Origin of the sequence: Paenibacillus sp. Soil724D2, assembly GCF_001427935.1 — a bacterium.
GTDB lineage: Bacteria > Bacillota > Bacilli > Paenibacillales > NBRC-103111 > Paenibacillus_E.
In genome coordinates this window covers 13440-40131 of sequence record NZ_LMRY01000008.1, presented here as the reverse complement: position 1 = coordinate 40131, position 26692 = coordinate 13440, and the positions used below count along the sequence as shown (strand labels likewise).

The following is a 26692-nucleotide window of genomic DNA, read 5'->3' as shown; positions in this document are numbered from 1 at the left end:
TGCTATCTGCTATCTAACCCCTTGATAAACTCAGGAGTACTCACACCTTTGGAATTAAGCTAACAAATCAGATAAATACAACTAAAATGCAAGCGCCCAATTTCCACGACGGAAAATAGGCTCAACTGTACCATCACCAAGAACACCATCGATCTCAAGATCAGCCGTCCCGATCATGAAATCCACATGAATCAAACTGGTGTTCCCACCGCGAGCTTTCAGCTCTTCACTTGATAAAGATACGCCATCCTGCAAATTGATCGGGTAGCAGCTGCCTAAGGCCAGATGGCAGGATGCATTCTCATCGATGCCCGTATTGTAGAAAATGCGGTCAAGATTAGAGATCGGCGAATCAAAAGGTACGAGCGCAACTTCTCCCAAATAGCGTGCGCCCTCATCCATATCCAGCAACCTTGCTAGATGCTCATAGCCGACTTCTGCCTGATAATCCACAACTTTCCCGTCCTCGAATTTAAACGAAAACCGATCCACAAGCGCCCCATTCACATTTAATGGCTTGGTGCTCGACACCGTCCCATGAACACCCGTTCGCTTAGGCATCGTGAAAACTTCCTCGGTTGGCATATTCGCCACGAATCGTATTCCACTTGCGTTCTCCGTATCACCGCCAAGCCAAATGTGACCCTCCGGCAATTCGACTCGTAAATCTGTGCCTGCCGCTCGATATTGAAGCGCCTCGTATTGCTTCTCATTTAACACGCTGCGAACGCGCTTCAATTGATCCATATGAACTCGCCAAGCAGCTACCGGATCCTCTTCATAAACGCGATTTATACGGAAGATTGCCTCCCACATTGCATCGATCCGCTGTTCTTCAGGCAAATCGGCATACACTTTGGATGCCCACGCTACCGTAGGCGCTTTGATTAAGCACCAACTGAACTTACTTGTTCTCACATAGTGTTGATACTTTGCTCTAGCCGTAGCCATGGATTTGGATGCTCTAGAAATCATGCTTGCATCAATACCTGCGTACAAATCAGGATCCGGTACTTTGATATTCAGTAAAGCTCCACCATTTTCTACAAAGCGTTCTAACATACTCGTATACCACTCTGGATAATAATCAAAAGCTTCATCATTGGCATATTCAAATCTGCTGCGAGTTATCACATCATCCTGCCAGTGCACTTGGACAAAATTTGCCCCTGCCTCATAGGCTTTTTTCACGATAAGTCTAGTTAAATCTAAGGATTCTATCGGCGACTCTATCATCAGATCCTGGCCTTTATGGAGGTTAACCCCAACCTTAACTACAAGCTCAGCGTACTTCTCCAAATTAATTTGAAAGTTGTCCAACATACTTATGATCTCCTTCGCGTGAAAAAGCCCATCAGTTCAGAATCGTTCCTGAAGGCTGACGGGCTTTTCATATCTAATTGTTGCTTAATATCAACTTGCTAGGCGATTAATAAAGGGACAGATATTGATCTCTTTCCCATTGGTGAACTTGTGTGCGGTACATATCCCACTCAATTTCTTTAAGTTCATAGAAATGAGCCAGAGCATGTTCGCCAAGTGTATCGCAAATCACATCATTGCGAAGCAGCTCGTCCAACGCTTGTTTCAAGTTCAATGGCAAGGTAGGAATACCATCGCTCTCTCTTTCCTCTTCGGTCATCACATAGATGTTACGATCAGTAGGAGGAGGAAGCTGCATTTTGTTCTTAATGCCATCTAGACCGGCAGCAAGCATAACAGCGAGAGCCAAGTATGGATTAGCAGCCGGATCCGGGTTACGAACTTCAACGCGAGTGCTCAAACCGCGGGATGCTGGAATACGGATCATTGGACTACGGTTACTTGCGGACCATGCTACATATACAGGCGCTTCATAACCAGGCACAAGACGTTTGTAAGAGTTAACAGTAGGGTTCGTAATCGCAGCAAAAGAACGTGCATGACGAAGAACACCCGCCATATAATGTCTAGCTACATTACTTAAACCTAATTTATCGTTCTCTTCATAAAAAGCATTTACATCACCTTTGAATAAGGATTGGTGACAGTGCATACCAGAACCGTTCATACCGAACAAAGGTTTAGGCATAAAGGTCGCATGCAAACCATGTTGTCTAGCAACGGTTTTGACGACGAGCTTGAAGGTTTGAATTTGGTCAGCCGCTTTAATCGCATCTGCGTATTTAAAGTCGATTTCATGTTGACCTGGCGCCACTTCGTGGTGGGATGCTTCAATTTCAAAACCCATCTCTTCAAGCGTCAACACGATATCGCGGCGGCAGTTTTCGCCCAAATCCATCGGAGCCAAATCGAAATAACCGCCTTGGTCATTTAGTTCCGTTGTTGGATTGCCTTTTTCATCCGTTTTGAACAAGAAGAATTCTGGTTCAGGACCTACGTTCATGGCCGTAAAGCCCATTTCTTCAGCTTGTTTCAATGCATTTTTCAAGATAGCACGCGGATCTCCTGCGAAAGGTCTGCCGTCTGGCATATAAATATCGCAGATTAAACGTGCTACTTTGCTTTCGGTAACCCATGGGAAAATAACCCATGTATCCAAATCAGGATACAAATACATATCAGACTCTTCAATACGCACATAACCCTCAATGGAAGAACCATCGAACATCATCTTGTTGTCGAGTGCTTTTTCGAGTTGGCTGTAAGGAATTTCTACGTTCTTGATGCTTCCCATCAAGTCCGTAAATTGCAAACGAATGAACCGAACATTTTCTTCTTTGGCAATGCGTAAGATATCTTCTTTGGAAAAATTGTTGTTGTAGCTCACGTGTGCAGTCTCCTCTCAATTTACGAGCGATTAAGAAATGCTATTTATAAAATCGGGAAAGCTGACCTTGAATCAGGGAAACCTGATCAGGGCGTTTACCTCCGCCAATCAACTGCTGCTTAAGCATTTTGTGCAGTTGGGAGTCGGTTAATTCTTTACGCTTAACTTCTGTGTGCTCATTCAGTATTGTGGCATCTTCTGAATCTTTATCGACAGGGATAAGAACCTGCTTGATCCCAGCGATGTTTACACCTTTTTCAATTAAATCTTTAATTTCAAGAAGTCGTTCTACATCATTAAACGAATACAGTCGTTGATTACCAGCCGTTCTAGCTGGAATAATAAGTTCATGCTGCTCATAATAACGAATTTGTCTTGCGGTTAAATCAGTCAGCTTCATGACGATCCCGATTGGGAATAACGCCATATTTCTACGTATTTCATCACTCATGCTAATCACTCCTGGTCAGTAAATACCTCTATCTTATTGTACCTTTGTAACAAGAATGTGTCAAGGAGTGTCAGGTTTGTTCACAGTCTTATTTTTCACAACAATCCCTTGTCTTCCATATGTTGGATTGCTGTAAGTACCCCTAACTTACAGTGTGAGTAGGTAAGCCCGCCCTGCAAATAGGCGATATAGGGCTCACGAATCGGCGCATCTGCGGACAGCTCCAGACTGCCGCCTTGAATGAACGTCCCGGCCGCCATAATGACGGGATGCTCATAGCCGGGCATATCCCACGGCTCCGGCACAACGTGCGAATCCACGGCAGCCGCCTTCTGGATGCCCTGCACGAACGTGATCAAGTGATCCGCCGACGTGAAGCGGATCGCTTGGATCAAGTCCGTGCGCGGCGTCTGCCAGCGCGGATGGCTCTCGAAGCCCAGCTCTTCGAACACCGCGGCGGCGAAGACCGAGCCCTTGACAGCTTGCCCCACCAAGTGAGGGGCAAGGAAAAGCCCTTGAAACATCGCTCGCGTGGCGCCGAGCATGGCACCGACCTCGCCCCCAATACCGGGGGCGGTCAGTCTGTAGGCGGCGAGCTCCACAAGGTCGCGCCGCCCGGCAATGTAGCCCCCGGATGGGGCGATACCGCCGCCGGGGTTCTTGATGAGCGAGCCGGCCATGAGATCGACGCCAACCTGCGTCGGCTCCTGCAGCTCGGTGAACTCGCCGTAGCAATTATCGACGAAGACGATCAGGGCCGGGTTCACTTCTTTGACGAATCGGACCATTTCTCCGATTTGCTCCACCGTGAACGAAGGCCGCCACGAGTAGCCTCGCGAGCGCTGTATGCCGATCACCTTCGTATTCGGCTGTATGGCAGCCGCTATGGCCGACCAGTCCGGCGCGCCTTCCCCAGTCAGCGCAACCTCGCTGTACGCGATGCCAAAGTCCTGCAGCGACCCCATACCGTCGCCAGGCTTGCCAATGACCTTATGCAACGTATCATAAGGCTTACCCGTTATGTAAAGTAGATGTTCCCCTGGCCGCAGAACACCGAACAAAGCTGTACCTATCGTATGTGTACCTGAGACAAAGTGCGGGCGTACGAGTGCTGCTTCTGCTCCCATCGCATCCGCATAGACAAGATCGAGCACCTCTCTGCCGCGATCATTGTAGCCATAGCCTGTCGAAGAAGCAAAGTGGTAATCGCTTACCTTATGTTTTTGGAAAGCGCTAATCACTTTCCACTGATTAAGATCAATCGTTTTCTCAATCTGGCAAAAAGCGCTCTCTACCTGGCGTTCTGCGCTCTCCATTAATGAAATAACTTTATCCCCGAATTGCATAATTAGTAAATCTCTCCCTCACTATCTTGAGCCTCTTGCTGTGCATGTTGATCATAAGCGACCAATTGATAAGCCAATTTGACGTAATCATCCTTATTCACGCGGACCTTGAACAGCATATCTTCTCCGTCCACATCCGTCTCCAGGACGTCGCCAATTCGGTACATCAGGGAAATGATGTCTCCCTTGTCAGCCGGAATGCGAAACTCTTTACTCTCACCCATCAGCTTCTCTTGAATAGCGATCCGCAGACGTTCAAGATCATCAGGGGTGTAAGCACTAATTTTCAGAAATTCACCTTCGGTCGAAAGCATCTCCCTATCTTCTTGCGAACAAAGATCAATTTTATTGAAAATGGTTAGCTGTTCTTTTTGATGTGCGCCTAGTTCTTCTAAGACCTCAGCGACAACCCGCATTTGCTCATTTCTCATATCTGTTGAACTATCTACAACATGAAGGATCAAATCAGCCTCATTAGCCTCTTCCAGCGTTGCACGGAACGATGCAACAAGATCATGCGGCAGGTTCTGAATGAAGCCAACAGTATCGGTTAAAACGATCTCTTTGCCGCTTGGCAATTCCATTGTCCGCGAAGTCGGATCTAGTGTTGCAAACAATTGATTCTCAATATAGACGTCCGCTTGAGTCAATTGTTTCAGTAAAGTTGATTTTCCTGCATTCGTGTAACCAACAAGGGCAACTTGAAACACCCCAGTCTTCTTACGGCGTTCACGATGCAACGTCCGATGACGAACAACCTCTTCTAACTGTGCCTTCAGCTCGTCAATACGGCCGCGAATGTGCCGGCGATCGGTCTCCAGCTTCGATTCCCCGGGACCTCTCGTCCCGATACCGCCACCCAGACGTGATAAGTTCTTACCTTGTCCCGATAGCCTTGGCAGCAGATAACTAAGCTGCGCCAACTCAACCTGAATAATACCTTCACGTGTTTTGGCACGCTGCGCAAAAATATCCAGAATCAGCTGCGTCCGGTCGATGATTTTCACATCTAAGGCAGCCTCTAAGTTACGGACTTGTGCACCCGACAACTCTTGATCAAAGATGGCTGTATTCCCGCCAAGCTCCTCTAAACGTAACTTTAGCTCTTCAACTTTCCCTTTACCAATAAACCATTTGGTATCCTTTGTTTCTTTGTTCTGTGTCATTGTCTCCAAAACAAGCACACCTGCTGTTTCCGCTAACTTAACCAGCTCTTGCAATGAGTATTCCGCTAATAATTCATTTTTCTTCTGTTTCTGAGTGACTAGACTAACGAGCACCGCGCGGTCATCGATTTCTTTCTCAACCATATGTGAAGTTGTTTTCATAAGTGTCTCCTTTACGCTGCATTCAGGCAATCGAAATAGCCCCCATGTGGGCTTATTCCTTCATCATTGTGTAGGAAATGCTTGGGAAAGTCAATTTACAGGAGCGGATAATTCGATTATAACGGTGTTCCCATCATCAGACACAAAAATACCGAAAGACCAAAGGCCTCTCGGTAGCTTTCCACCTATTTTAAGTAAATAAACTTTGTCCCAAAAACGAACCTTTAGAAGGAACACCTGGCAGCACAGCGAAATAACCGCCGCCTGTTGTGTCCGTATAGGAAAGCATTTTGTCAGGAAGCTTCGGATTCGTCAATCTTTTCTGAATGGATTCAAACTGCGTTTGGATGTTCCGATTGAAACAAACGAATAACAGACCAGCATTGATTCGTCCAACGTTATCGAGGTTATCCATGAAATTATACCCGCGGCGCAAAATACGCTCACGTTCTGAACTCTCTCCCGTACGCGGATTTGAAAGACGGATATGAGAATCAAGGGCAGTAACCTCCCCCTTCACATCCCCGGCGAAATTCGGCTTATCGAATTCACTCTGTCCATCCATTGGAGCTCCTGAAACCTTCTGGCGCCCGATAATCTCTTCTTGATCCGAAAATGGTTGTTGATCCCAGGTCTCAATTCGCATATGAATACGGCGAACAACCATGTAAGTGCCTCCAGCAAACCAAGATGCGCTGTCTCCCGCCTCGACCCAAACATTATTTTTCATAAATTGTTCATCTTGCAAGTCTGGATTAGCCGTACCGTCCTTGAAGCCGAACAAGTTTCTCTTTGTCCCTTGAGACTTCACGCCTAACTGTCCGGTTTGCTGCCAACGCAAATGGGCAACGCCGCGTGCCGCTTTAGCTAAGTTACGAATCGCATGGAAACAGATGATCGGATCATCCGCGCAAGCCTGAATAATGATGTCTCCATGAGTCAATTGTTCCTGCAGCGAGTCTTTATGAAAAATAGGCATTTCTGTTAGGCCAGATGGTTTACGAGAACGAAGTCCGAAGCGGTCGACACCATCTTTTTCGAACAAAGACGCACCAACAGCGAAGGTAATCGTTAATTTGCCCGTCTCGAGGCCGATTTGCTCCCCTGTATCCAATGGCGGAAATTTCCCTTCCTGAGGCTCAGCCGCAAGAGGCTTGCCTTCCATGAGAGACGCTGCCATTTCGGTCCATTGCTGCAGAAGCTCCTTTAGCTCCTTCACATCCTGCGTGGTTACATCAAATGCCGCCACATTCGCAAAGTTCTGGGCCGGAGTCACAACACCGGTCTGATGAGCACCATAAAATGAGATGGTTTCATTCGCTGCGCTTGCTGTTGCAGTACCTAGTTGCTTGTTGGAAGCAGTAGGTATCACTTTCTGTGCTTTCCCAAGCAGATCCCCTACGATAACGCCTGCAGCACCTGCCGCTGTCATTCCTAAGAAAGCACGGCGATTCATTTTATCACCCATACCGTTGTTCTCCTTTCCATTCCCTTATTTACTTAGCGTTCCTGGCATTTTCACTAATGGCTCTGCAAGTGCTTCCAGTTTATTTTTCAAATCGATTTGTTTGGCCTGTTCTATTTTGCTGAAATCGTTCCAAGTAACACCAACAGGTGAAAGTGAGTTCATCGTTTCGATTACTGTAGTTAAGCTTTTGCTGATTTTCTCATCTAGCGCTGCGTCTTTCTTCTTCAGCTCACCTTTGACAAGATCATAGATGGCTTGCGCACCTTCCACATTAGCTCGGATAACAGGTATAGTAGCTCCACTCCAGCGTTCTTCCTCACCTGTTATTTTGGTGGCTTGTGCTTCTTCCATCAATTCGCCGACACCCGCGATAAAATCAGAAGGTTCTATGGTAGTTGCCGCGATTGCTTGCTGCATCTTCTTGCCGTCTTCTAGTAAACGTGAGGAGAAAGCTTCAGCTTCTTTCACATTCTTTTTAACAAACAACAAATACTCTATACGATGATACCCTGTAAACTCAGGATCCTTTTCATTCTTAAAATCATCCACACGAGCATCCATTACACCATCAAGCTCGCTAAAAGTCTCAATAATAGGCTCAATTCTCTCATAGGGCATCCGCGATTGTCCATAGGAATCTTGTGCCTTTTTCAGATCGCCGCTCTTCACAGCAGCATCCAGCTGTTCGAGTCCAGCGACTAATTGTTTCCCTTGTTCCTGAACGTATTTATTATAAGCTTTAGCAGCCTCTTGCAGCTCTTTGGATGCGGTGATGACATCTTTATTAACCGCACCTTTATTATCAGCGAGTGAGGTGCTGAGCTCCGTAATTGCTGCTTTCAAATTATTATTGAGTGCAGTTAATGTTGCATAATCCAGCTTGTCTTGTTTCAATCCTGCTTCTAATGGCGTCAGAAATTTCTCTACTTTAAAATACAACTCTGGAAATTTCGGTTTTACTTCATCTTCAAAGCTGGCCCACTGATTCTCAAGTAGGGTGGATTGCTTCTTCGGATCTTTAACCTTACTTGAGTCCAGTTGACCCTTCAACTGATCAAGACTTGTAAGAAGCGCTGCTGAGCCTTCTTTGACTGGTACTTTGGTCACTTCTGTTGTTTCTGTTGTTTCTGTTTTACCGCACCCTGCGAGAATAAGTGTTGTAGCAGCTGCTAGAATTATAAGGTTTTGACGTTTCTTCATGGGATGGTTCCCTCCGCTTTTCTCTAATAATATTATTTGGATAATGCCATATTTCGCATTTGGATCGTTTTACGACGGTCCCAAATGACCGCGAACAACGCGGATAACAGGAGAACAAATTGCGGTATAGCACTTTCTAACGTTGGATACAGCGCGATAAAGTCCCAACTTGGCAGCCAGGAAGCTGTCGTCGCAGGCAAATAACCTGCCAATTGAAGCCCGTGCACACCCATCCCCGCAAATTTAAAGCAAAGATAAAATACAAAGAAGCTTGAAACTAGAAAGAATGGACGCATTGGAATACGCAGGCCAATTTTTAGAATTAAGAAGGCTACAATAAGTAGGATGACAACACCAATCCCAATGCCTCCTACAAGAGAGCTTAAGGAAATCGAAGACGCCATACCGATCATGAAGAGGACGGTTTCTGTGCCTTCACGGAAAACAGCTAGAAAAGCTAGCAAACTGAGAGAAACTAGACTTCCGGTTGCCAATGCTTTTACACTCTGATCCCGTATGTACTTTTGCCAATTAGAGACACTCGATTTGCTGTGCAGCCAGTAGCTCATATATAGCAGCATGACAGCGGCGAAAATCCCCGTACATCCAGCAATTAAGAAATTGTTGTTCCCAAATGCACTTGTAGAAAACAACTGTTGAACGACAACACCAAGCGCCATACTGACGAGCAAGCCTCCGAGTACGCCATACCAAATCCATTGTTTCTTATCACCATGACCCGATTTATTAAGGAAACCTAGTAAAGCAATAACCACTAACAAAGCTTCCAACCCTTCTCTGAGCAAAATAGTTGTTGCATCCAGCATGGAGTAGCTTGTTTTGGCCGCTAAAGGCTGCAGTTCAGCGTGCATTCGCGCAATTGTAGCGGAAGCCTCACTTGACTGAGCAGGAACAGCGGTCAGCTGTGCGTAAGCAGTAACCATGTCTCGTTCCATCGATGTATAGACGGATGAGGATTGTGTAAGCACAATACCTTCGATTTGCAACCAGGAATTTCGAAGCTTTTGGATACTTGCGGAAGCACCTTGGATATCATTCTGCTTCATTTGATCCGCCGCTTTCTCCAGCAACTCAACTAATGAACTCACAGTAATATCACCACTGCCCTGAACCACTTTACCGAAAGCATCCATGTTGCCATCTATAAAACTCTTGTTCAAATTGTGAAGATTATTCAATCCTGCAACCAATTTCTGCGAATCAATTGGCTGCTTGAGCGTTTGGAAGGATACTTCACCCATCGCTTGCTCAATCTTCTGATAGGCTGCCAATGAACGCTCTTTAATACCACTTTCATAGGACAACCAATTTAGTTGAAATGTTTCGAACATCTTGGAGGCATCCTCCAACTTTCCGCTTTCTGCAGCTTGAATGGCGTGAACGATACCTTCATCAGCTTTGGCCAGATCATCTTCTGCCTTAGCAGCTACTGTTAAAGGAAGAGATAGCAGCATTAGCAGCACTATCCAACTCACTATGATGACTTTGCGCATGAATCACGACTCCCTATAGAAAAATAAAACCCAAATTCAACCAAGTTAATATTGATAATCATTATCAATCATTTAATCACTCTGTCTATTTTACTACGTTCAAGCAATCTGTCAATTGTTTTATTCAAGAAAAAAAAGCCATTTAACTGTTTGTAGTTAAATGGCTTTATAAATTTCATTTAAATTTCATATCTTCAGGCCTTATTGACATCAATTCTAATTTGGAAGGTGCGTTTACATATTGACTAAGTAACCTTACGGCTTGATGCCGCATCGCTTTCTCCAGAATGTTTCGAACATACCTCGCATTACTAAATGCACGCCATGTAGCGGCTTTCTCATCGGTTAGATGCTGCTTCAGCTTCACAATCGTTTGCGGAAGAAGAACATATTCTCTGTCCTTAGCCATGAGTTCGGTAATTTGAATCAATTGTTCAATCGGATAGTCCTCGAAATCGATTTGGATAGGAAATCGAGAAGGGAGTCCCGGATTCGTAGCCAGAAATTGCTCCATTTCGTCACTGTACCCTGCTAGAATAAGGATGAATTCATTCTTCTTATCCTCCATACCTTTGACCAGCGCATCAATGGATTCTTTGCCAAAATCCTTATCTCCTCCACGTGCCAGACTGTAGGCTTCATCAATAAAAAGGATGCCACCCATCGCCTTTTTCATCAACTCACGAGTCTTAAGAGCAGTATGTCCAATATATTCTCCTACCAGATCTGCACGTTCCACCTCAATAAAATGACCCTTGCTCAGAACACCCATGGCATGAAACATACGACCCATCAGTCTAGCCACTGTCGTTTTACCAGTTCCAGGACTTCCTTTGAAAATCATATGGTACACGTGCGCATTGCTGAGCAGGCCGGCTTCTGCGCGAAATTGCGAAATTTGTAAGAGCGCATAGATTTCATGCACCAACTCTTTGACATTATCAAGGCCAATCAGTTGATTCAGCTCTTTGAAAACATCCGAAAGCGGACCCTCGAGAGGCGTCTTCTTTCCTGTGAGCTGCGGCTCGGCATCAGCTAGCGGCGAAGCGTGAGTCTGGTTGCCTACTCCATCAACGGCTCGCCTTTGCATGCCAGGCTCTGGCTGCCGTAAGACGATGTTGATCTGTCTGGATGGCAAGCTTCGACCACTCATGAGGATCACCTCGTTTACAGGATGGTTTGATGGTTCGTATCAATCCATCCTACGCTCGTTTGATGCATTTTAGACCGCAACAGCCATTAATGATACTTTTGTGACAGCGTATAATGTTCGACCACTGGGAATGGGTCATAGAAATGGTGCAGCAGCTTCCGCCATTCCTGGTATTCTTCAGAGCCGCGGAAGCCTATAGTGTGATCCTCCAGTGTTTCCCAGTGAACGAGCAGCAAATATTTATTGCTATCCTCGATACACGTTTGCAGCTCATGAGAAATATAACCTTTCATCGATGAAATAATGGATGATGCTTGGCGGAATGCTGCTTCGAACTCCGCATTTTTCCCTGCAATTACAGGAAGGATGGCTACTTCTAAGATCATGAATAATTCCTCCTATTGATATCGTATTTTAGAAACCGAATGCTTCCTCTTGAAAATGGGACGTATCACCGTGAAGCCGGATATGAGGCTCGTTATCAATCATTTCGACAAGACTTAAGCATGTAGGGTGAAAATACGGCGGGTTCCACAAGTCTGCTAAAGCTCTTCGCTCGAAGAAAGCCATGATGATTTTCAATGTGACTGTGTGTGAAATTAAGCCTATTGTTTTCCCTGCATGTTCCTCTAACAGCTGCACAATTGCAGGTAAAACGCGTGCCTGTAAATCTGCATAGGACTCACCTTGCGTTGGTCTATACAGATCAGGCGCATGCCAGAAGGCATGGAAGTTGTCAGGATCCAAATCCGCAATTTCTGAAGATATCCGTCCTTCCCAAGCACCTAGATTCATTTCTTTCCACTCATCCGAGGTATGTATCGCCAAGTCACGCGAGCCTTTCACGATATTCGCCGTTTGCAAAGTACGACCGCTGCTGCTCGCATATAGAACATCCATGTGAACATCTTTCAAAGCATCTGACAACCAGGAGGCTTGCTGCTCCCCTAAAGTTGAAAGTGGTGAATCCAAGTGACCTTGCATTCGGCGCTCCACATTCCACATCGTTTCCCCATGTCGGATTAAATAAAGCTTTGTCATCGCCAGCCCCCCTCCTTGCACTAATTTAACATCATTAAAGCTACAAAAGACTCCAAATCCAGCGCACCAAAGTAACGCTGCAATTCCATACCTGATAGCCGTTCTCGTACTGCAGATTCCTCATACCGCGAACCACGCAGCGTTTCCTCCAGTTCTGCTACATCGCTAGCTCCAAAGAAGTCACCATATATTATTAAATCATGAATATGGCCTTCTTCAATATCTAAACGCACATCAATTGTACCAACGCCTTCAAAGCGTTTAGAGTTTTGCACGGTACTTTTGGGGGATTTTCCGTAGTTCCAGTCCCAGTTCTGATAGCGCTCCTTAGATAGCTCGTGAATACGAACCCAGTCTTCCTCAGAAAGCTTGTACATGGGAACTTCGGATTCCTCGGCACCGAAAATAGAAGCAAGCAGCTTATTTCGGAATTCCTCCATCGTAATAGGCTCGTTCAGGAACTCTATGATGTTAGCAACCCGGCTGCGAATCGATTTAATGCCCTTGGACTGAATTTTATCAAGATTAACTTTAAGGGCAGATACAACGTTTTCGATTTCTGAATCGAAGAGTAGTGTTCCGTGACTGAACATCCTGCCTTTAGTTGCAAACTGTGCATTGCCCGAAATTTTGCGCACACCGACTTGGATATCATTGCGGCCCGTTAAAGCCGCTTCAACACCAAGCTTACGAAGTGCTTCAACAACGGGTTCAGTAAACTTTTGAAAATTGTGAAAAGAGTTCCCGTCATCCCGTGTAATGAAGCTGAAATTCAGATTGCCCAAATCATGATACACGGCTCCGCCACCCGATAATCTGCGAACCACATGCAGGTTATTCTCTTTGACATACTCGGGATTGATTTCTTCGATTGTATTTTGATTTTTGCCAATAATAATGGACGGTTCGTTGATGTAAAAAAGCAAGTAACTCTCATCGTTAGGGAGTTGTCTTAGGGCATATTCCTCAATGGCTAAATTAATCCGGGGATCTGTGATTCCTTCGTTATCGATAAATAGCATAATCATGCTCCTTCATTACTGATCATATATGTGTCGTCATGGTGCGATTTAAGGTAAGCATCCCTAAGGATTTATAAAAGGCAATGGCACGCTCATTAAATTCCCACACGTTTAATTCTAGTGAAGCAGCAGAACGCTCCCTAGCCCAGGCTATAGAAGCTTCATATAGCTTTGTACCAATGCCCTGACGCAAAAAGTCCGCTGAGACGGCTAGTTCATTTAAATACGCATAAGTACGAGGAACTAACGCTTCATAGGTAGGAGATTTCTTCATCTCCAGCATAGCTACTCCAACGACCAAGCCCTCTTTCTCCGCGATTAAAATCACTTTGTTCTGTTGGTCTGAAAAGCTTCGGTACCAACCCATAGCCACAACGTGATCCAACCTGGCAAAACGCTCCGGCAATGCATCCGCATGTTCTTCCTGCCCTACTCGAATAATGGCATTTACGGCCTCGTAATCTTCTAATTGTGCGGTACGAATGATAAGTTCCAAGAAAAAAATCCTCCTCCTGTTGTTTCATAGCTTACATCAAAGGATGAAATTTTTCCACTTTGGCGGAGCGCGTTGGCGGGCGGGCGAGGGTGATTGGGTTTCGTGAATAAAGTTGAGGAAATCGATGTTGCTGAGTTGCGGTATCGAGCGACTTTAAAGATGTTTTACATCGTTACAGTCGGAATATATGAGCTGCCTGGCGAGTTAGCGATGTTTTTCATCGTTAAAGCAGCAGATGACGGGGGGCGAGTGAGGAATGAGCGACTTTAAGGATGTTTTACATCGTTACAATCGGAATATATGAGCTGCCTGGCGAGTTAGCGATGTTTTTCATCGTTAAAGCAGCAGATTGCGGGGGGGCGAGTGAGCATCGAACATCCTAAAGGATGTTTAACAGCGTAAAAGGCAAATGATTATTTTATATACATAACTCTATAAATTTATTTATAATATTGGAAACTTACTTGAAGAGGAGATCGCTAGAAATGAACGAAAAAATAGATTTTTATATCGCCATCGATAAGGTGGCATCAAACACGTGGCCTGCCGAGTCATCCACTTCCATTGACAATTGGCTCCTACGGACCTCCCGTGGAGTTACTAAACGTGCAAACAGTGTGCTTGCCATTGGCGAATATCCAAATGATCCTAATTGGCTTGCAAGGATTGAGCAATTCTATCAAGAATTAGGTCTACCCGCAATTTTTCATATTAGCGATGCTTCTCCTGAAGGTTTAGATGGATTTCTTCAAACAAAAGGCTATGCGATTGATACGCCATGTCTGTTGATGACTGCAACCAGTCGGCAAGTTTCCGATAACGCGAACAATAAGATGATGCATAAGAAGTCGTCTATTCAAATTGAATGGGCAGATGCAGCGGATGCAGAGTGGCTTGACGCTTTCCTTATGCTTGAACAGTTTCCCGAAGAGCGCAGAGGTTTCTATAGCGGTCTTTTTGAGCGAATGCCAGTTCAGAAAGGGTTTCTCCAGCTGAAACTAAATGACCAAATCATCGCGTTAGGTACAGCTATTGTAGAGGGCGAATGGGCAGGCTTTGTAAACGTCGTTATCCATGAAGGCCATCGAGGCAAAGGACTTGGGTACGTCCTCATGCACGCACTGACGGAATGGAGTCTGGAGCACGGTGCAACCAAACAATATTTGCAGGTTATTACTTCTAATATTCCCGCGGTAACATTATATGAAAAGCTTGGTTACCAAGCCAGATATGGCTATCATTACCGAATTAAGTATGATTTGCAGCCCCTTGTATCATCCTAACAAAGAATTTGTCTAGGATGAAAGGAGCAATACACATGGCAACAGCAACAGAAAAGAAACCAGCATTCCCGCCCCAGCATCAGAACCAGCAGCCAGGCATTGAGTCACAGATGAATCCTCCTCCTGTCTTTGAGCATTCGGGGTATAAAGCAGCCGGCAAGCTTAAGGATAAAGTCGCCCTGATTACAGGTGGCGATAGCGGAATTGGCCGCGCGGTCGCGATTGCCTATGCCAAAGAGGGTGCTGATGTTATATTGGTATATTTGAACGAACATACCGATGCGGAGGAGACGCAGCGTCATGTAGAAAAGGCAGGGCGTAAGTGTCTGCATGTCTCGGGAGACATTGGCGACGAGAATTTCTGCAAGCAAATCATTGAGCAAGCTGTCGGGAAGTTTGGCAAACTCGATATTTTAGTTAACAATGCAGCAGAACAGCATCCTCAGCCTAGCATCGAGAATATCACTTCGGAGCAGTTGGAGCGGACGTTTCGAACCAATATCTTCTCTTTCTTTTATTTAACCAAGGCTGCACTACCCCACCTAAAATCCGGGAGCGCAATTATCAACACGGCTTCTATTACGGCTTATCACGGCCATGAGCAGCTGCTCGATTATTCCGCTACGAAAGGGGCCATTGTCACCTTCACACGCTCCCTATCTCTTCAACTGAACGCTAAAGGCATAAGAGTGAATGGCGTAGCTCCAGGTCCAATCTGGACGCCTCTCATTCCTTCTACGTTCACCGCAGAGGAAGTTGCCACGTTCGGCTCGACTACACCAATGAAACGTGCCGGTCAGCCAAGTGAACTCGCTGCCAGCTATGTTTTCCTCGCAAGTGAGGATTCATCCTATATGGCTGGTCAAATCTTACATGTGAACGGTGGAGCCATTGTAAACGGATAACCAAGGAACAATCAAAAAAAGCATGGCCAGCAAGCGGGAAAATCCCGCTTACAGGTCATGCTTCTTTGTTATCTCATATGCCTGCCATCAACAACAGCTTTGTCCAATACCACTTGGTATAAGCTAACGTTTCTCTCGCTTCATGGTAAGGCATGAAAAGAACCTCTGACTTCGTTGATGAAATGAGAGGCTGCTTCAAGCCGATCGTTTCCGCAATATCGAGTGAACGAGAACCATGAAATTGATGGGTCATAATAATCGAACTTACAAGACCTTGCTCGTCCATAATTTGCTTGCTGTATAGCAAATTCTCATAGGTACTTGTCGCCCGCGGCTCTAACAAAATGCTTTTGGCAGGAAGCCCTTTTTTAACCAAATAATTACGCATTCCCTCTGCCTCCGTTAGCTTGGAGCCGTTATGATCCAGACCTCCGGAGACGATCAGTTGTTTGAACCGACCCTCTTTATAAAGATCAACAGCCAAATCTAGACGTTCCTGGAGACCAGGGCTCGGGATATCTTGGCGTAAAGAAGCACCAAGAACGATACCCACGTCTACTTGCTTAGGCAGTGTTTGATCAGGAGCGATTTGAACCTTCCACTGGATATAGACGATCCAAGCGACAAGCAAGAGGAACACGGTAACCACGATTCGGAACACTCTCACAAGCATTCGGTTAAATGTAGATTTTTGCCCAGTTCGTCGGCGTTTTTTCGGTGTTGGAGTAAAGGCTCGTTGTTTCTTATTCATGTTTGGCTGTACAGTCATCCTTGCTACTCCTTATCCAAAAATGCACTAACTTGACGAAACAACGTGCCTGCATCCTCACTCAGACATATCAAATGATTAGATCTGGAATGCCAATGGAGCTCGCGCTGTCCTTTTAGCTTACTATAGATGTATCGCGCACTTTGCGGATGAATAACTTGATCTTTTTCAGACTGTGCGATGAGTGTTGGTATGCTTACCTGACTTAGTTCTGGTTTCAAATGGCGTACAAGTCGCGTAAACTGCCAGGTAGCTCGCAGCGGCGTGGTTTTCGCTTTAATAAAGCTGATTTTCCTTTGATATTTCCACTCATCTCGAATGACATCCAGCATCCTTCTAGGGCTGACATAAATGACTGCCGTGTTCAAAAGAATCAGTCTACGAACCGGATATCGTACGGATAAATAAGCGGCCAGCAGACCTCCCATCGAGAAGCCTACCATATCAAATGATCCATACTGGATCGTCATTCTCTCTGCATGCTTTTCAGCTTCGCGTACCCAATCTTCCCAATGTCCTTCTTTTAATTGATGACTGGATTCTCCGTTCCATGGAAGTCGCGGAACCTCACATAGCTGCCCGCGTTCACGTAAATGCCGTGCTAACGGCTCAACCTCATAAGGTCCACCGGTGAATCCATGGAACAATAAACATGGTTGTTTCACGCGGTTTTCTCTCCTATCCATCCTTCACTTTTTAGAATATGATATTCTATTTTTCTTTAATGACGATTGCGTTAATCGTGACTTTTTCTTTTGGCTTGCTTGGCGAGGACTCGCCACCCATCTCAACAGGTGTTTCAGCGATTTTAGATATTGTTGCCATGCCTTCGGCCGTTACTTTGCCGAAAATCGAATAGTCAGGCTTTTTATTGAGATTTGCACAGTCTTCTCCTGAACAAATAAAAAACTGACTGCCATTCGTATTGGGACCGGAATTCGCCATTGCGACAATGCCGGGTTCATATGTATGCGATGTTTTCAGCTCATCCGCGAACTTGTAGCCTGGACCGCCTCTGCCTGTTCCAAGCGGATCTCCTGTTTGAATCATGAACGTTTTGATAATGCGATGAAACGTCACATTGTTATAAAAGCCTTCTTTGGACAAGAATACAAAATTGTTAACGGTCTTCGGAGCTTCCTTAGCGAAAAGATCTATGGTAAACGTTCCTTTGGACGTTGTTACTTCAGCTTGATAGGTTTTGTTAGGATCAATCGTCATATCCGGCGCTTTGCTCCATTGCTTAGGAGCTGCAGTTGGCGATGCCGCCGGAGATGCTGCTGAAGTAGGAGCAGGTGCTGTTGCGCCGCTCTTAGGCGTTGCTGTGCCGCCGGCAGATTCGGTAGGTTTGTTGCCGCAAGCCGACGCGATTAAAGTTAACGCGATCAACGTTACCGGTAATAGCTTAGTTGATTTAAGCATGTTGAAATGCAAGTTCATTGAAAATTCCTCCGTCAATAGTATGTAGGTTTAGTGTGGGACCCGCGAAATGCGGGTCTGCTGTTCCCTCATAAAGCTGCTTTTCATCGTTAAAATAGGATTTTAGGCTAGTCCTATGGACTTTAAGAATGAAATTCATCCCTAACTAGCATGTTCATCTCTACTTAAGATCAAACCGTGTTCGTATCATTTCGGTCCAAAAGACCTCCGGTCAAGCAACAAGTCACTATATCTTCGGCACAATAATCTGTCCCCCGTCTTGCTTGCCATCCTTCGGCTTTCCCTCGGAACCATCAACCGGCTTATCAGCCGGTGATGGGGTAGGGCTTGGGTTGATGCTTGGCGTTGGACTTGTGCCAGGCTTATTGGTGCTTCCGGGCGATGGCGTAGGCTTCGTACCCGGTGACAGCGTTGGCTCTAGCGGATTCTTGCCTGGTGATGTAGATGGCGAGACCGATGGTGAAGGTGACGGCTTGGTACCGTCAGGAAGTGTGCCATCCTTCGGTATTTCGACAGAAGCTACATTGGATTTGGCGCCCTCTGTATTTGAGTCCAAATTAATCGGTACAACGTAATATTGATACGTCTCTTCACTGCTAATTGTAGTATCATTCACCCCAGGTACAACTGATTGAGTCAGCATCTTTGGCTCTGCTTCACTAGCACCTTTGCGATACAATTGATAAGCGATCTTCTCACCCAGTGATGACCAAGTTAATTTAACCAACTTCGTTTCTGGTACATACACCGCAGCTAAATCCGTAATCCCTTTTGGCGGTTCCGTAAGATTAGGCACGCTATCAGGCTTCACGAAGTTCGTCACAGGTCGGCCTTCCAGCGACTTCGACATCACTTCTTTAAAGATAGCTGATGGACTTCCGCTGCCGATTGTGACATAGTGCTTCGCATCCACTTTATCGAAGCCTTCCCAGACAGCAGCTGTCCACTCCGGCGTATAGCCGACAAACCAAACATCACGATCATATTGTTCAATGCCCTTGATGTCCAGTCCAGTTGTACCCGTTTTGCCGGCTACAGGACGATTGAACTTCGCTTTGGTCCCCGTACCGCCTGTTTCTACAACACCCTGAAGCAGCAGCGTCATGTAATAAGCAGTTTTAGGTTGAATTACCTGCTTCTTCTCTGGTTTATAAACGGCTATTTCTTTATCGTGCGCATCTGTAATGCGTAGAATCGCATGTGTTTTATTTTGCATCCCTTGGTTAGCAAAAGCTGTGTAAGCCGTCGCCATTTGTAAAGGAGAAACGCCATCTGTAAGTCCGCCAAGCGCAATGGATAAGTTTTGATCCTTTTCTTTATTGAGCGGAGTCCCGATCTTATTCGCAAATTCAATCGCTTTAGGCACTTTAATTTGATCTAATAACCAAACAGGAGCCAAATTGTAAGATTTTTTAACTGCCTCAAACATCGTGACTTGCCCATGCGTCACACGGTCATAGTTACGCGGGGAGTAAGTCCCGTTACCGAAACTCGTCTGCGTATCATCGAGAATGGAATACGGCGTATAATTCCCGCTCTCAAGTGCAGGACCGTATGCCGCTATCGGCTTGAACGAAGAGCCTGGTTGTCTTTTGGAATACACGCGACTGAAGCCTTTTTGTTTGTAATCCCGGCCGCCTATCAACGCCATCAACCCGCCTGTTTTGTTATCCACGATAACCATGGAACTTTGAATCTTTTGACCATCAGAAGCGTCCTTCTGGAAAAAGCTTGCATTCGCATAAGTCTGCTCCATCACTTTTTGCGCTTTTGGGTACATTGTCGTATAGATGCGGTAGCCTTTGGTGAGCAACTCATCTTCTTCGATGCCATACATACTTTCCGCTTCATCTACAACATAATCCAAGAAACTCGCGTAATCTTTGGCGCCTTGACTAGCCGCTGCAGGCGGTACATAATCCACTGTTTCTGCTTTCGCACGCTCGGCCTCTGTAATATAGCCTTGGTCGGTCATCAGCTTAAGAACGACAGCACGACGTTCCTTCGATAAGTCCGGATGAGTTAGTGGCGAATATCTCGACGGAGCTTTTGGCAGAGCAGCTAGCGTCGCAATTTCCCATACCTCTAATTCATTCAGGTTGGATTTACCGAAATACACCTTCGCTGCCGCTTTAATGCCATAAGCATTACTGCCAAAGTAAATACGATTTAAATATTTTTCGAGTATTTCATCTTTACTAAACCGTTCATCCAAAGCAAAAGCGATAGACATTTCCGTCCCTTTACGAAAAGCTGTTTTCTCGGAACTTAGAAACACATTTTTAGCGAGCTGCTGGGTAATTGTACTTCCACCCTCTACAGCGCTCATATGAATTATATCTTTGACAAGCGCTCTGCCAATGGATCTTAAATCAACACCCGAATGCTCGTTAAACCGACGATCTTCCGTGGCAATGAATGCATTCCTTAATCGATCGGGAACATCTTTGATGTTCACACTCTCTCGATTTTCACCTTTATATATTTTTCCAATTTCCTTGTCTTTTCCTTCTTCTTGCGCATAAATGAGTGTAGATTCACTCGCTGTATCAATCTTATCAATGTTGTTATCGAGAATCTTAAAGCCGTTCATAATAACGACGATATAAATACCCATTGCACAAATAATAGCCAAAATGGCAGCAATAATCGAACCCATAATAAATTGTCGAACATTAAACCCCTTTTTCTTAGAGCCTTTGTTGCTTCCTTGTGGTTTCGTCTTTGCATTCGCAGTTGTTTTCTTGCTCGTAGGTTTCTCCAAATCCATCGACTCCCTCGCTGTTCATTTCTCTAGTAGTAACCAACAAAAGAACAACCTTAAACAAGGTTGCTCCCACAAGTTTCTATTCGGTTAGACGATTCAGTCCATAGAAAAGTTGCAAAACTAAACGTACGAGTACGGATTATTCCGAAGCTTCAGCGGCAGCCATTAAAGAAACAGCTCGTTGCGGCGTGAAGGTGGAGATGGCATGTTTGTAAACCATTTGTTGACGTCCTTCACTGTCAATGATGATCGTGAAGTTGTCAAATGCGCGAATTAGTCCTCTGATTTGAAACCCATTGGTTAAATATACGGTAACGGGAATGCTTTCTTTACGCAGTTGATTAAGAAAATTGTCCTGGATATTAATGGATCTGTTCATCAGTGGTCCCCCTTAATGGAATGAAACTATCGCCAGAAGGCGCTATTTTCTATTGGTGTATTTGTTAATTATATTCAATTTTATGTACAAACTTTCCTGCTAGTATATCATTAATAATTTGGAAATGGGCAGAAAAATTTGCTGATTCCGTCACATCCACCCAATGAATGTCTTTCATATGCCGAAACCATGACAATTGGCGCTTCGCAAATCGGCGCGTATCACGCTTGAGCAGCGTTACCGCTTCCTCTAAACTCAACTCACCCTCCAGGTAGCTGACGATTTCTTTGTATCCGAGAGCCTGCATGGAAATCGCTTGCTTGGGACAGCCTGCGGCAAGGATCGATTGAACTTCCTCGATAAGCCCCTCCTGCATCATCGCGTCGATACGTTCCTCAATACGCTTGTACAGCAGTGCACGATCCATCGTCAGTCCAATGATACATAGTTCGTAAGGAGACTCTTTTTTCTGGGACGCCAAATGGGTTGTCATCGTTTCACCTGAGATATAGTAAATCTCAAGAGCTCGTATTACACGTCTACGATCATTGGCATGAAGTCGATTAGCGCTCTCAGGGTCAATATCACGCAGTTTCTGATGCAGCGCCTCATCCCCATGCTCAGTGGCATACGCTTCCTGTTCTTGGCGGAACGCTTCATCCATACTGACTTCGGTGAATTGATAATCGTAACATACAGACTCGATATAAAGGCCTGTACCTCCTACAATAAATGGAAGCTTTCCACGCGAATGAATGTCCAGAATCAAAGCCTTAACACGTTCTTGAAACTCAGCCGCCGAAAAGGGATAGGAAGGATCATGAATATCAATCAAATGATGCGGGACAAGCTTCTGCTCAGCTTCACTCGCTTTGGCAGTTCCAATATCCATACCTCGATACACCTGCATGGAATCTCCGGAAATAATTTCGCAGCCAAACTTCTGAGCGATTTCTAAGCTTAGCTTGGTCTTACCAACTGCCGTGGGACCTAGTAGCACGAGTAATTTCGGCTTGGCTGATGGGGCTAACACAGTCGAATCACTCCATACGTTGTTTTGGTCGTCGATCGCAATACATGCTCGAATCCGAGCCGGGCAAATTCTTTACTGTCTCTGTTTTCTTTGAGCACAATGCTCTTGCGTGCAACTCTTTTAGCTTCTTCGATAGATGCCATACTGATAGCTTCATCGTTCGCATTGCGTCTAAGATGAGAAATCGCTTGAGATTCCTCAATCGGACTGCGAAACATCGGATCAAAATAGACAACATCTACGCTTTGCGGTGCCAATTGCTGCAAATACGCGAGGTGATGTGTCTTTCTAACCGTGATGCGCCTCATAGCCTCGTTTAGCTCGGGAATTTCCGATTCATAAACGGCTAAACCTTCTTGTATCAGCATAGCTGGAATCTTTTCGCTTTCGAGTGCTGTGACGCTTCCTTGGGGGCCAACAGCAAAGGAGAACACGATAGAATCCGACGCTAAACCTGCTGTACAATCCAAGATATCATCGCCAAAAGCTGCACCAGAAGCCTCAATTAATAAATCGACTTCGCCTCGCTGCATACGTTTGACTCGAACGAGGGCCATACTGGGATGAAAAAAGTATGCAGGTTGGTCTTCTCCATAGTACCTGATCTCATCTCTGGTCACAAGCAGAAGGGAATCATCCTTATAATTATTCCTAAGATGTTCCAAAGAATACTTCCTTCGGGATACGACTCGGCCATCATACGCAGCAGCCAATCGCACGGCTTTGTCCAATAAATCACTGGACGGATTATACGAAGTTGTCACTAGCACAGGTTTACATCACTCTCTTAAACATTTTTTCCAGTTCATAAGTCGTAAAGCTGACGACAATCGGTCGTCCATGCGGGCAAGTGTAAGGATTACGGCAGCCTGCTAGCCGATCGATCAGCGTTTCCATCTCAAGAACACTTAGTCCTTGATTGGCTTTGATCGATGCTTTGCAAGAACACATAATAGCCGCCTTTTCTCTGAGTTTGGCGATGTCTACAGCTTTTTTCTCGCTGAGAACCCACTCACACATTTCCTCGACGATCCCCTTCTCTTCTCCTGATGGAAACCAGTGAGGATGCGCACGGACCAGAAACGTATTCCCTCCGAAAGCCTCCATATACACCCCTGCTTGCTCAAAAAGCGACAGCTTCTCGGCAATAATACCTGCTTCAGACGGTGTAAACTCTAAAGTAATAGGAACGAGTAATTCTTGGCTTGCCTCAGCAGGATTGCCAAAACGCTCGTAATAATATTCATAATTAATTCGTTCATGCGCAGCATGCTGATCAATCAGGAACAAGCCTTCTTCGTTTTGGGCGACCAAATAAGTGCCGTGCATTTGACCGATCGGGTCCAATCTTGGAAAAGCGGGAAGCGCTGGAGCCTCGCCTTCCTGTTTGGAAGGCAGTAGGTCCATGAACGCTTCGTTCGTCCGGCGCTGCTGCTGAATGGACGTACTTCTGGGATTACTCCCAGCAGCAGACGAGTAGCTGTTGTTTGATGGTGATGTCGGACGGCTCGAATATGAAGCTCCGGAAGTTACAGAAGCTGTGGAAGCTGTGGAGCTTCTCAGTGGCTCTACGATTGGTGGCCGGGAAGTTGACACCGATTCTGGTCGGTACGCTGTACCGGCCTCCTTCACTTGCGGCAAAACCATGCTGTCCGAATCCACGGATACACGTTGTATCGTAGAATCAAGAAGCGGTGTAGGTATCTCAGAAGAAGCTGCCGGCGTGGAAGAGCTTGATCCAGTTGTCGGCTCAACCGTCCTAGTAAGATCCAGCTGTTCCTGTACGTATGCGCCCTTAGGTGCGGCTGGCTTCATCCCTTGCGGAATCAGCACCTGCCTTCCAAATAGCCGTTTCACTTCGGCTTCGATTAAAGCGGTTAGTTCCGCTTCTTTACTAAAGCGGACCTCGAGCTTAGATGGATGTACATTCACATCCACTAAGGCAGGATCCATCCCGATGTGAAGCACAGCCACCGGATAACGGTTGATCGGCAGCAGGGTATGATATCCCTGCAGCAGCGCTTGATTCAGCGCGAAGTTGCGCACGTAACGACCATTCACAATGGTCGAGATGCCGCCACGATTCGCGCGGGTCATTTCGGGCTTCGCCACGAAGCCCGTGATGGTATAATCCAAGCTTTCCACTTGGAGAGGAAGCATTTGCTTGCCGATTGCTGTGCCGTAGATGCCTGCGATGACCTGAAGCAAGTCTCCATTGCCCAACGTTTGCAGCAGGAGATTGCTGTTATGTTTCAACGAAAAGGCGATACCAGGGTGAGCCAGCGCTAATCTATACAAATAATCTGAGATATGGCCAAGCTCGGTTTGGATCGTTTTCATATATTTCAACCGTGCCGGTGTGTTGTAAAATAATTCCCTCACCGACACTTCAGTCCCGCGTGAAGCAGCTGTTTCTTCGACACTGCGAATCGTGCCGCCCTCAATGGAAATTTTCCGCCCCAGTCCATCATTCGTAGAGCTAGTCACACACTCAAGCCTAGACACGGACGCTATACTCGGCAAAGCCTCTCCGCGGAAGCCTAATGTTCGTATCGAGAATAAGTCTTTGCTTGTCGCGATTTTACTCGTCGCATGACGCTGAAAGGCTAATTCACAATCTTCCAAAGCCATACCGGAGCCGTTATCGGACACCCGAATCAGCTGAAGACCGCCCTCTTCAATCGTCACATCAATCCGAGTACTGCCGGCGTCCACCGAGTTCTCGACGAGTTCTTTCACCACAGAAGAAGGTCGTTCAACTACTTCCCCTGCGGCGATTTGGTTCGCAATATGTTCGCTTAAGAGTTGGATTTTACCCATAATTCTTAGTTCCCCTTTACAGCGCGGAAGGAAACATTCTCCCCTTGATCCTTCACTTGCAGCTGCGGAAAATAATCATCGAAAAGATCAACATTGACGTAGCTAGTCCCGTTTTCAATGATTAGCTTGTCTGCCTGGGCAGGAATGGCATGCGTTCCTTTATTATCGGAAATATCGACTGTACGCGTCGTCTCGTTCCATGTAATTGTAGCTCCAATAAGTGCCGCCAGGCCGCGTGTTGATGCATATAATTTGCCATTTTCACGGAAATTACCGAATCCGCTTCCTATTTCCACGCCGTTATAAGTCACACTGTGCTTGGAAATCTCAACGTTAATATCTGTAATCCCCACTGTCTGTAAAGCTGTAATTAATTGAGCAGAAGCTCCGTCCACTTTGATGTCCGGAGTGATTCCGACTTTGTTCACTTTACGCTTATTCGGCGTTAAGTACTCTTCAACGGTCACTTTCAGCGCACTATTGTTATCCAATTGATAAAGCTGTTGTACACTACCTTTGCCATACGTTTGCATGCCGATCACTTTAGCAACATTGTAGTCTTGCAGAGCGCCTGACAGCACTTCCGAAGCGCTTGCGCTATACTCATTGGCTAAAATGTAAACAGGAATGGACAATTCCGTTCCGCCCGTGATCAACACCGGATCATCCACGCCATTGCGGTCTCTAGTATGAATCAGAACGCCTTCTTTAACAAAATGCTTGGCAATGTTCTGAGCCGTATCCACAAGACCTCCTGGATTATTACGAACATCTAGAATCAAAGATTTCAAACCTTTTGCCTGCAGATCCGTAAGCTGTTTACCAAAATCCTCGTCCGCATCGCTGGAAAAATCCGTAATTTGAATGTAACCAACACCATTCGTGAAGCTCTTGCTATACACTTCAGGTACATTAATCCCTTTACGAGTAATCTCAACGGTTAATTCTTTGTCAGCGCGTTGTACGGTAACTTTAACTTTCGTCCCTGCTACACCAACGATTTTGTTTCTGACTTCATCGATAGACGTTATAGAAGCTGGGACGCCATCCACCGCGCGGACATAGTCATCACGCTGCAAGCCGGCTGATTCAGCTGATGAACCTGCAAAAACCTCGGATAAATACACACCTTTGTCATCAATCCCGATTCGAGCACCCATGCCGACGTAATTATTTTCTAAGGAGCTGGAGAACTGACCATATTCTTCTTGGCTGAAAAATACCGTATATGGATCTTTCAGACCTTCTACCATTTGCTTGATGCTTTGATTAGCTAGCGCTTCTTCTGTTACACCACTTACATGGAGCTTCCCAATGATTTCTCTGACTTGCTGTGTTTGTAAATCTTCTTGTGCCAACGCATTTAAGGGCAGAACCGTCATAAGAGCCGACGCCAGTGCTAGTGTAACCTTCATTGTTTTCATGCTTGGTTGTTTCATGCGCGTCTCTCCTCGAATATATGATTAGGCTGAAATGTTGTAAAAATGAACTGCGAAACCATAAAAAC

General features: G+C 45.7%; 25 protein-coding genes. 3 read left to right on the top strand and 22 right to left on the bottom strand.

Annotated elements, in window-relative coordinates; translation table 11 throughout:
- Positions 1-81: 81 nt before the first annotated feature.
- From ASG85_RS10430 to ASG85_RS10370, 13 genes are all read right to left on the bottom strand, one after another.
- On the bottom strand, positions 82-1320 hold the full coding sequence (locus ASG85_RS10430) for an aminopeptidase (RefSeq protein WP_060646210.1): 1239 nt from the start codon (positions 1318-1320) through the stop codon (positions 82-84).
- 109 nt (positions 1321-1429) lie between these two features.
- Positions 1430-2770 (bottom strand): type I glutamate--ammonia ligase, encoded by a 1341-nt coding sequence (glnA, locus tag ASG85_RS10425; RefSeq protein ID WP_057302355.1) that lies wholly within the window; start codon positions 2768-2770, stop codon positions 1430-1432.
- A 40-nt stretch (positions 2771-2810) separates the two neighbouring features.
- Positions 2811-3221 carry a MerR family transcriptional regulator gene (locus ASG85_RS10420; protein ID WP_047676992.1) on the bottom strand — a complete coding sequence of 137 codons (411 nt, stop codon included), beginning with the start codon at positions 3219-3221 and terminating at the stop codon, positions 2811-2813.
- 95 nt (positions 3222-3316) lie between these two features.
- Positions 3317-4567: an aminotransferase class I/II-fold pyridoxal phosphate-dependent enzyme gene (locus tag ASG85_RS10415; protein ID WP_060646159.1), complete on the bottom strand. Its 1251-nt coding sequence runs from the start codon at positions 4565-4567 to the stop codon at positions 3317-3319.
- 2 nt (positions 4568-4569) lie between these two features.
- Positions 4570-5895, bottom strand: a complete 1326-nt coding sequence (gene hflX, locus ASG85_RS10410; protein WP_057302353.1) for a GTPase HflX — start codon at positions 5893-5895, stop codon at positions 4570-4572.
- Positions 5896-6085: 190 nt separating this feature from the next.
- Entirely contained in the window at positions 6086-7363 is a 1278-nt protein-coding gene (gene efeB, locus ASG85_RS10405; RefSeq protein ID WP_060646158.1) for an iron uptake transporter deferrochelatase/peroxidase subunit, read from the bottom strand.
- A 24-nt stretch (positions 7364-7387) separates the two neighbouring features.
- Positions 7388-8563 carry an EfeM/EfeO family lipoprotein gene (locus ASG85_RS10400; RefSeq protein ID WP_060646157.1) on the bottom strand — a complete coding sequence of 392 codons (1176 nt, stop codon included), beginning with the start codon at positions 8561-8563 and terminating at the stop codon, positions 7388-7390.
- A 32-nt stretch (positions 8564-8595) separates the two neighbouring features.
- A complete protein-coding gene (locus tag ASG85_RS10395; protein WP_057302350.1) occupies positions 8596-10077 on the bottom strand; it encodes an FTR1 family iron permease in 1482 nt (493 codons plus the stop codon).
- A gap of 175 nt (positions 10078-10252) precedes the next feature.
- The gene (locus ASG85_RS10390; RefSeq protein WP_057302349.1) at positions 10253-11230 is read right to left on the bottom strand and encodes an AAA family ATPase; all 978 of its coding nucleotides are present in this window, start codon (positions 11228-11230) and stop codon (positions 10253-10255) included.
- An 86-nt stretch (positions 11231-11316) separates the two neighbouring features.
- On the bottom strand, positions 11317-11616 hold the full coding sequence (locus tag ASG85_RS10385; RefSeq protein ID WP_057302348.1) for an antibiotic biosynthesis monooxygenase family protein: 300 nt from the start codon (positions 11614-11616) through the stop codon (positions 11317-11319).
- Between the two features lie 28 nt (positions 11617-11644).
- Positions 11645-12271, bottom strand: coding sequence for a histidine phosphatase family protein (locus ASG85_RS10380; protein WP_235549177.1), 627 nt, complete (start codon positions 12269-12271; stop codon positions 11645-11647).
- Positions 12272-12291: 20 nt separating this feature from the next.
- Positions 12292-13293, bottom strand: coding sequence for a lipoate--protein ligase (locus ASG85_RS10375; protein WP_057302347.1), 1002 nt, complete (start codon positions 13291-13293; stop codon positions 12292-12294).
- Between the two features lie 22 nt (positions 13294-13315).
- A complete protein-coding gene (locus ASG85_RS10370; RefSeq protein WP_057302346.1) occupies positions 13316-13789 on the bottom strand; it encodes a GNAT family N-acetyltransferase in 474 nt (157 codons plus the stop codon).
- Positions 13790-13891: 102 nt separating this feature from the next.
- Between ASG85_RS10370 and ASG85_RS37750 the strand changes: the two genes are divergently transcribed.
- From ASG85_RS37750 to ASG85_RS10360, 3 genes are all read left to right on the top strand, one after another.
- Positions 13892-14059, top strand: coding sequence for a hypothetical protein (locus ASG85_RS37750; protein ID WP_156396524.1), 168 nt, complete (start codon positions 13892-13894; stop codon positions 14057-14059).
- 215 nt (positions 14060-14274) lie between these two features.
- Positions 14275-15072 carry a GNAT family N-acetyltransferase gene (locus ASG85_RS10365; protein WP_057302345.1) on the top strand — a complete coding sequence of 266 codons (798 nt, stop codon included), beginning with the start codon at positions 14275-14277 and terminating at the stop codon, positions 15070-15072.
- A 35-nt stretch (positions 15073-15107) separates the two neighbouring features.
- Positions 15108-15977, top strand: a complete 870-nt coding sequence (locus tag ASG85_RS10360) for an SDR family oxidoreductase (RefSeq protein WP_057302344.1) — start codon at positions 15108-15110, stop codon at positions 15975-15977.
- Between the two features lie 73 nt (positions 15978-16050).
- Here the strand turns inward: ASG85_RS10360 and ASG85_RS10355 are convergent, their stop codons facing one another.
- The 9 genes from ASG85_RS10355 to ASG85_RS10315 form a co-directional block, all read right to left on the bottom strand.
- On the bottom strand, positions 16051-16746 hold the full coding sequence (locus ASG85_RS10355) for a YdcF family protein (protein ID WP_235549176.1): 696 nt from the start codon (positions 16744-16746) through the stop codon (positions 16051-16053).
- Positions 16747-16751: 5 nt separating this feature from the next.
- Positions 16752-17411: an alpha/beta hydrolase gene (locus tag ASG85_RS10350; protein ID WP_235549175.1), complete on the bottom strand. Its 660-nt coding sequence runs from the start codon at positions 17409-17411 to the stop codon at positions 16752-16754.
- A gap of 46 nt (positions 17412-17457) precedes the next feature.
- Positions 17458-18186: a peptidylprolyl isomerase gene (locus tag ASG85_RS10345; protein WP_235549174.1), complete on the bottom strand. Its 729-nt coding sequence runs from the start codon at positions 18184-18186 to the stop codon at positions 17458-17460.
- A 226-nt stretch (positions 18187-18412) separates the two neighbouring features.
- Positions 18413-20950, bottom strand: a complete 2538-nt coding sequence (locus tag ASG85_RS10340) for a transglycosylase domain-containing protein (RefSeq protein WP_162251201.1) — start codon at positions 20948-20950, stop codon at positions 18413-18415.
- Between the two features lie 142 nt (positions 20951-21092).
- Positions 21093-21332 (bottom strand): RNA chaperone Hfq, encoded by a 240-nt coding sequence (gene hfq / locus ASG85_RS10335; protein WP_029193229.1) that lies wholly within the window; start codon positions 21330-21332, stop codon positions 21093-21095.
- A 64-nt stretch (positions 21333-21396) separates the two neighbouring features.
- Positions 21397-22365 (bottom strand): tRNA (adenosine(37)-N6)-dimethylallyltransferase MiaA, encoded by a 969-nt coding sequence (gene miaA / locus ASG85_RS10330; RefSeq protein ID WP_057302341.1) that lies wholly within the window; start codon positions 22363-22365, stop codon positions 21397-21399.
- Entirely contained in the window at positions 22359-23135 is a 777-nt protein-coding gene (locus tag ASG85_RS10325) for a class I SAM-dependent methyltransferase (protein ID WP_057302340.1), read from the bottom strand. The genes miaA and ASG85_RS10325 overlap by 7 nt, the downstream gene beginning before the upstream one ends.
- Before the next feature lie 4 nt (positions 23136-23139).
- Positions 23140-25185, bottom strand: a complete 2046-nt coding sequence (gene mutL / locus ASG85_RS10320; RefSeq protein WP_057302339.1) for a DNA mismatch repair endonuclease MutL — start codon at positions 25183-25185, stop codon at positions 23140-23142.
- A gap of 5 nt (positions 25186-25190) precedes the next feature.
- The gene (locus ASG85_RS10315; protein WP_060646156.1) at positions 25191-26624 is read right to left on the bottom strand and encodes a S41 family peptidase; all 1434 of its coding nucleotides are present in this window, start codon (positions 26622-26624) and stop codon (positions 25191-25193) included.
- Between the last annotated feature and the right edge of the window lie 68 nt (positions 26625-26692).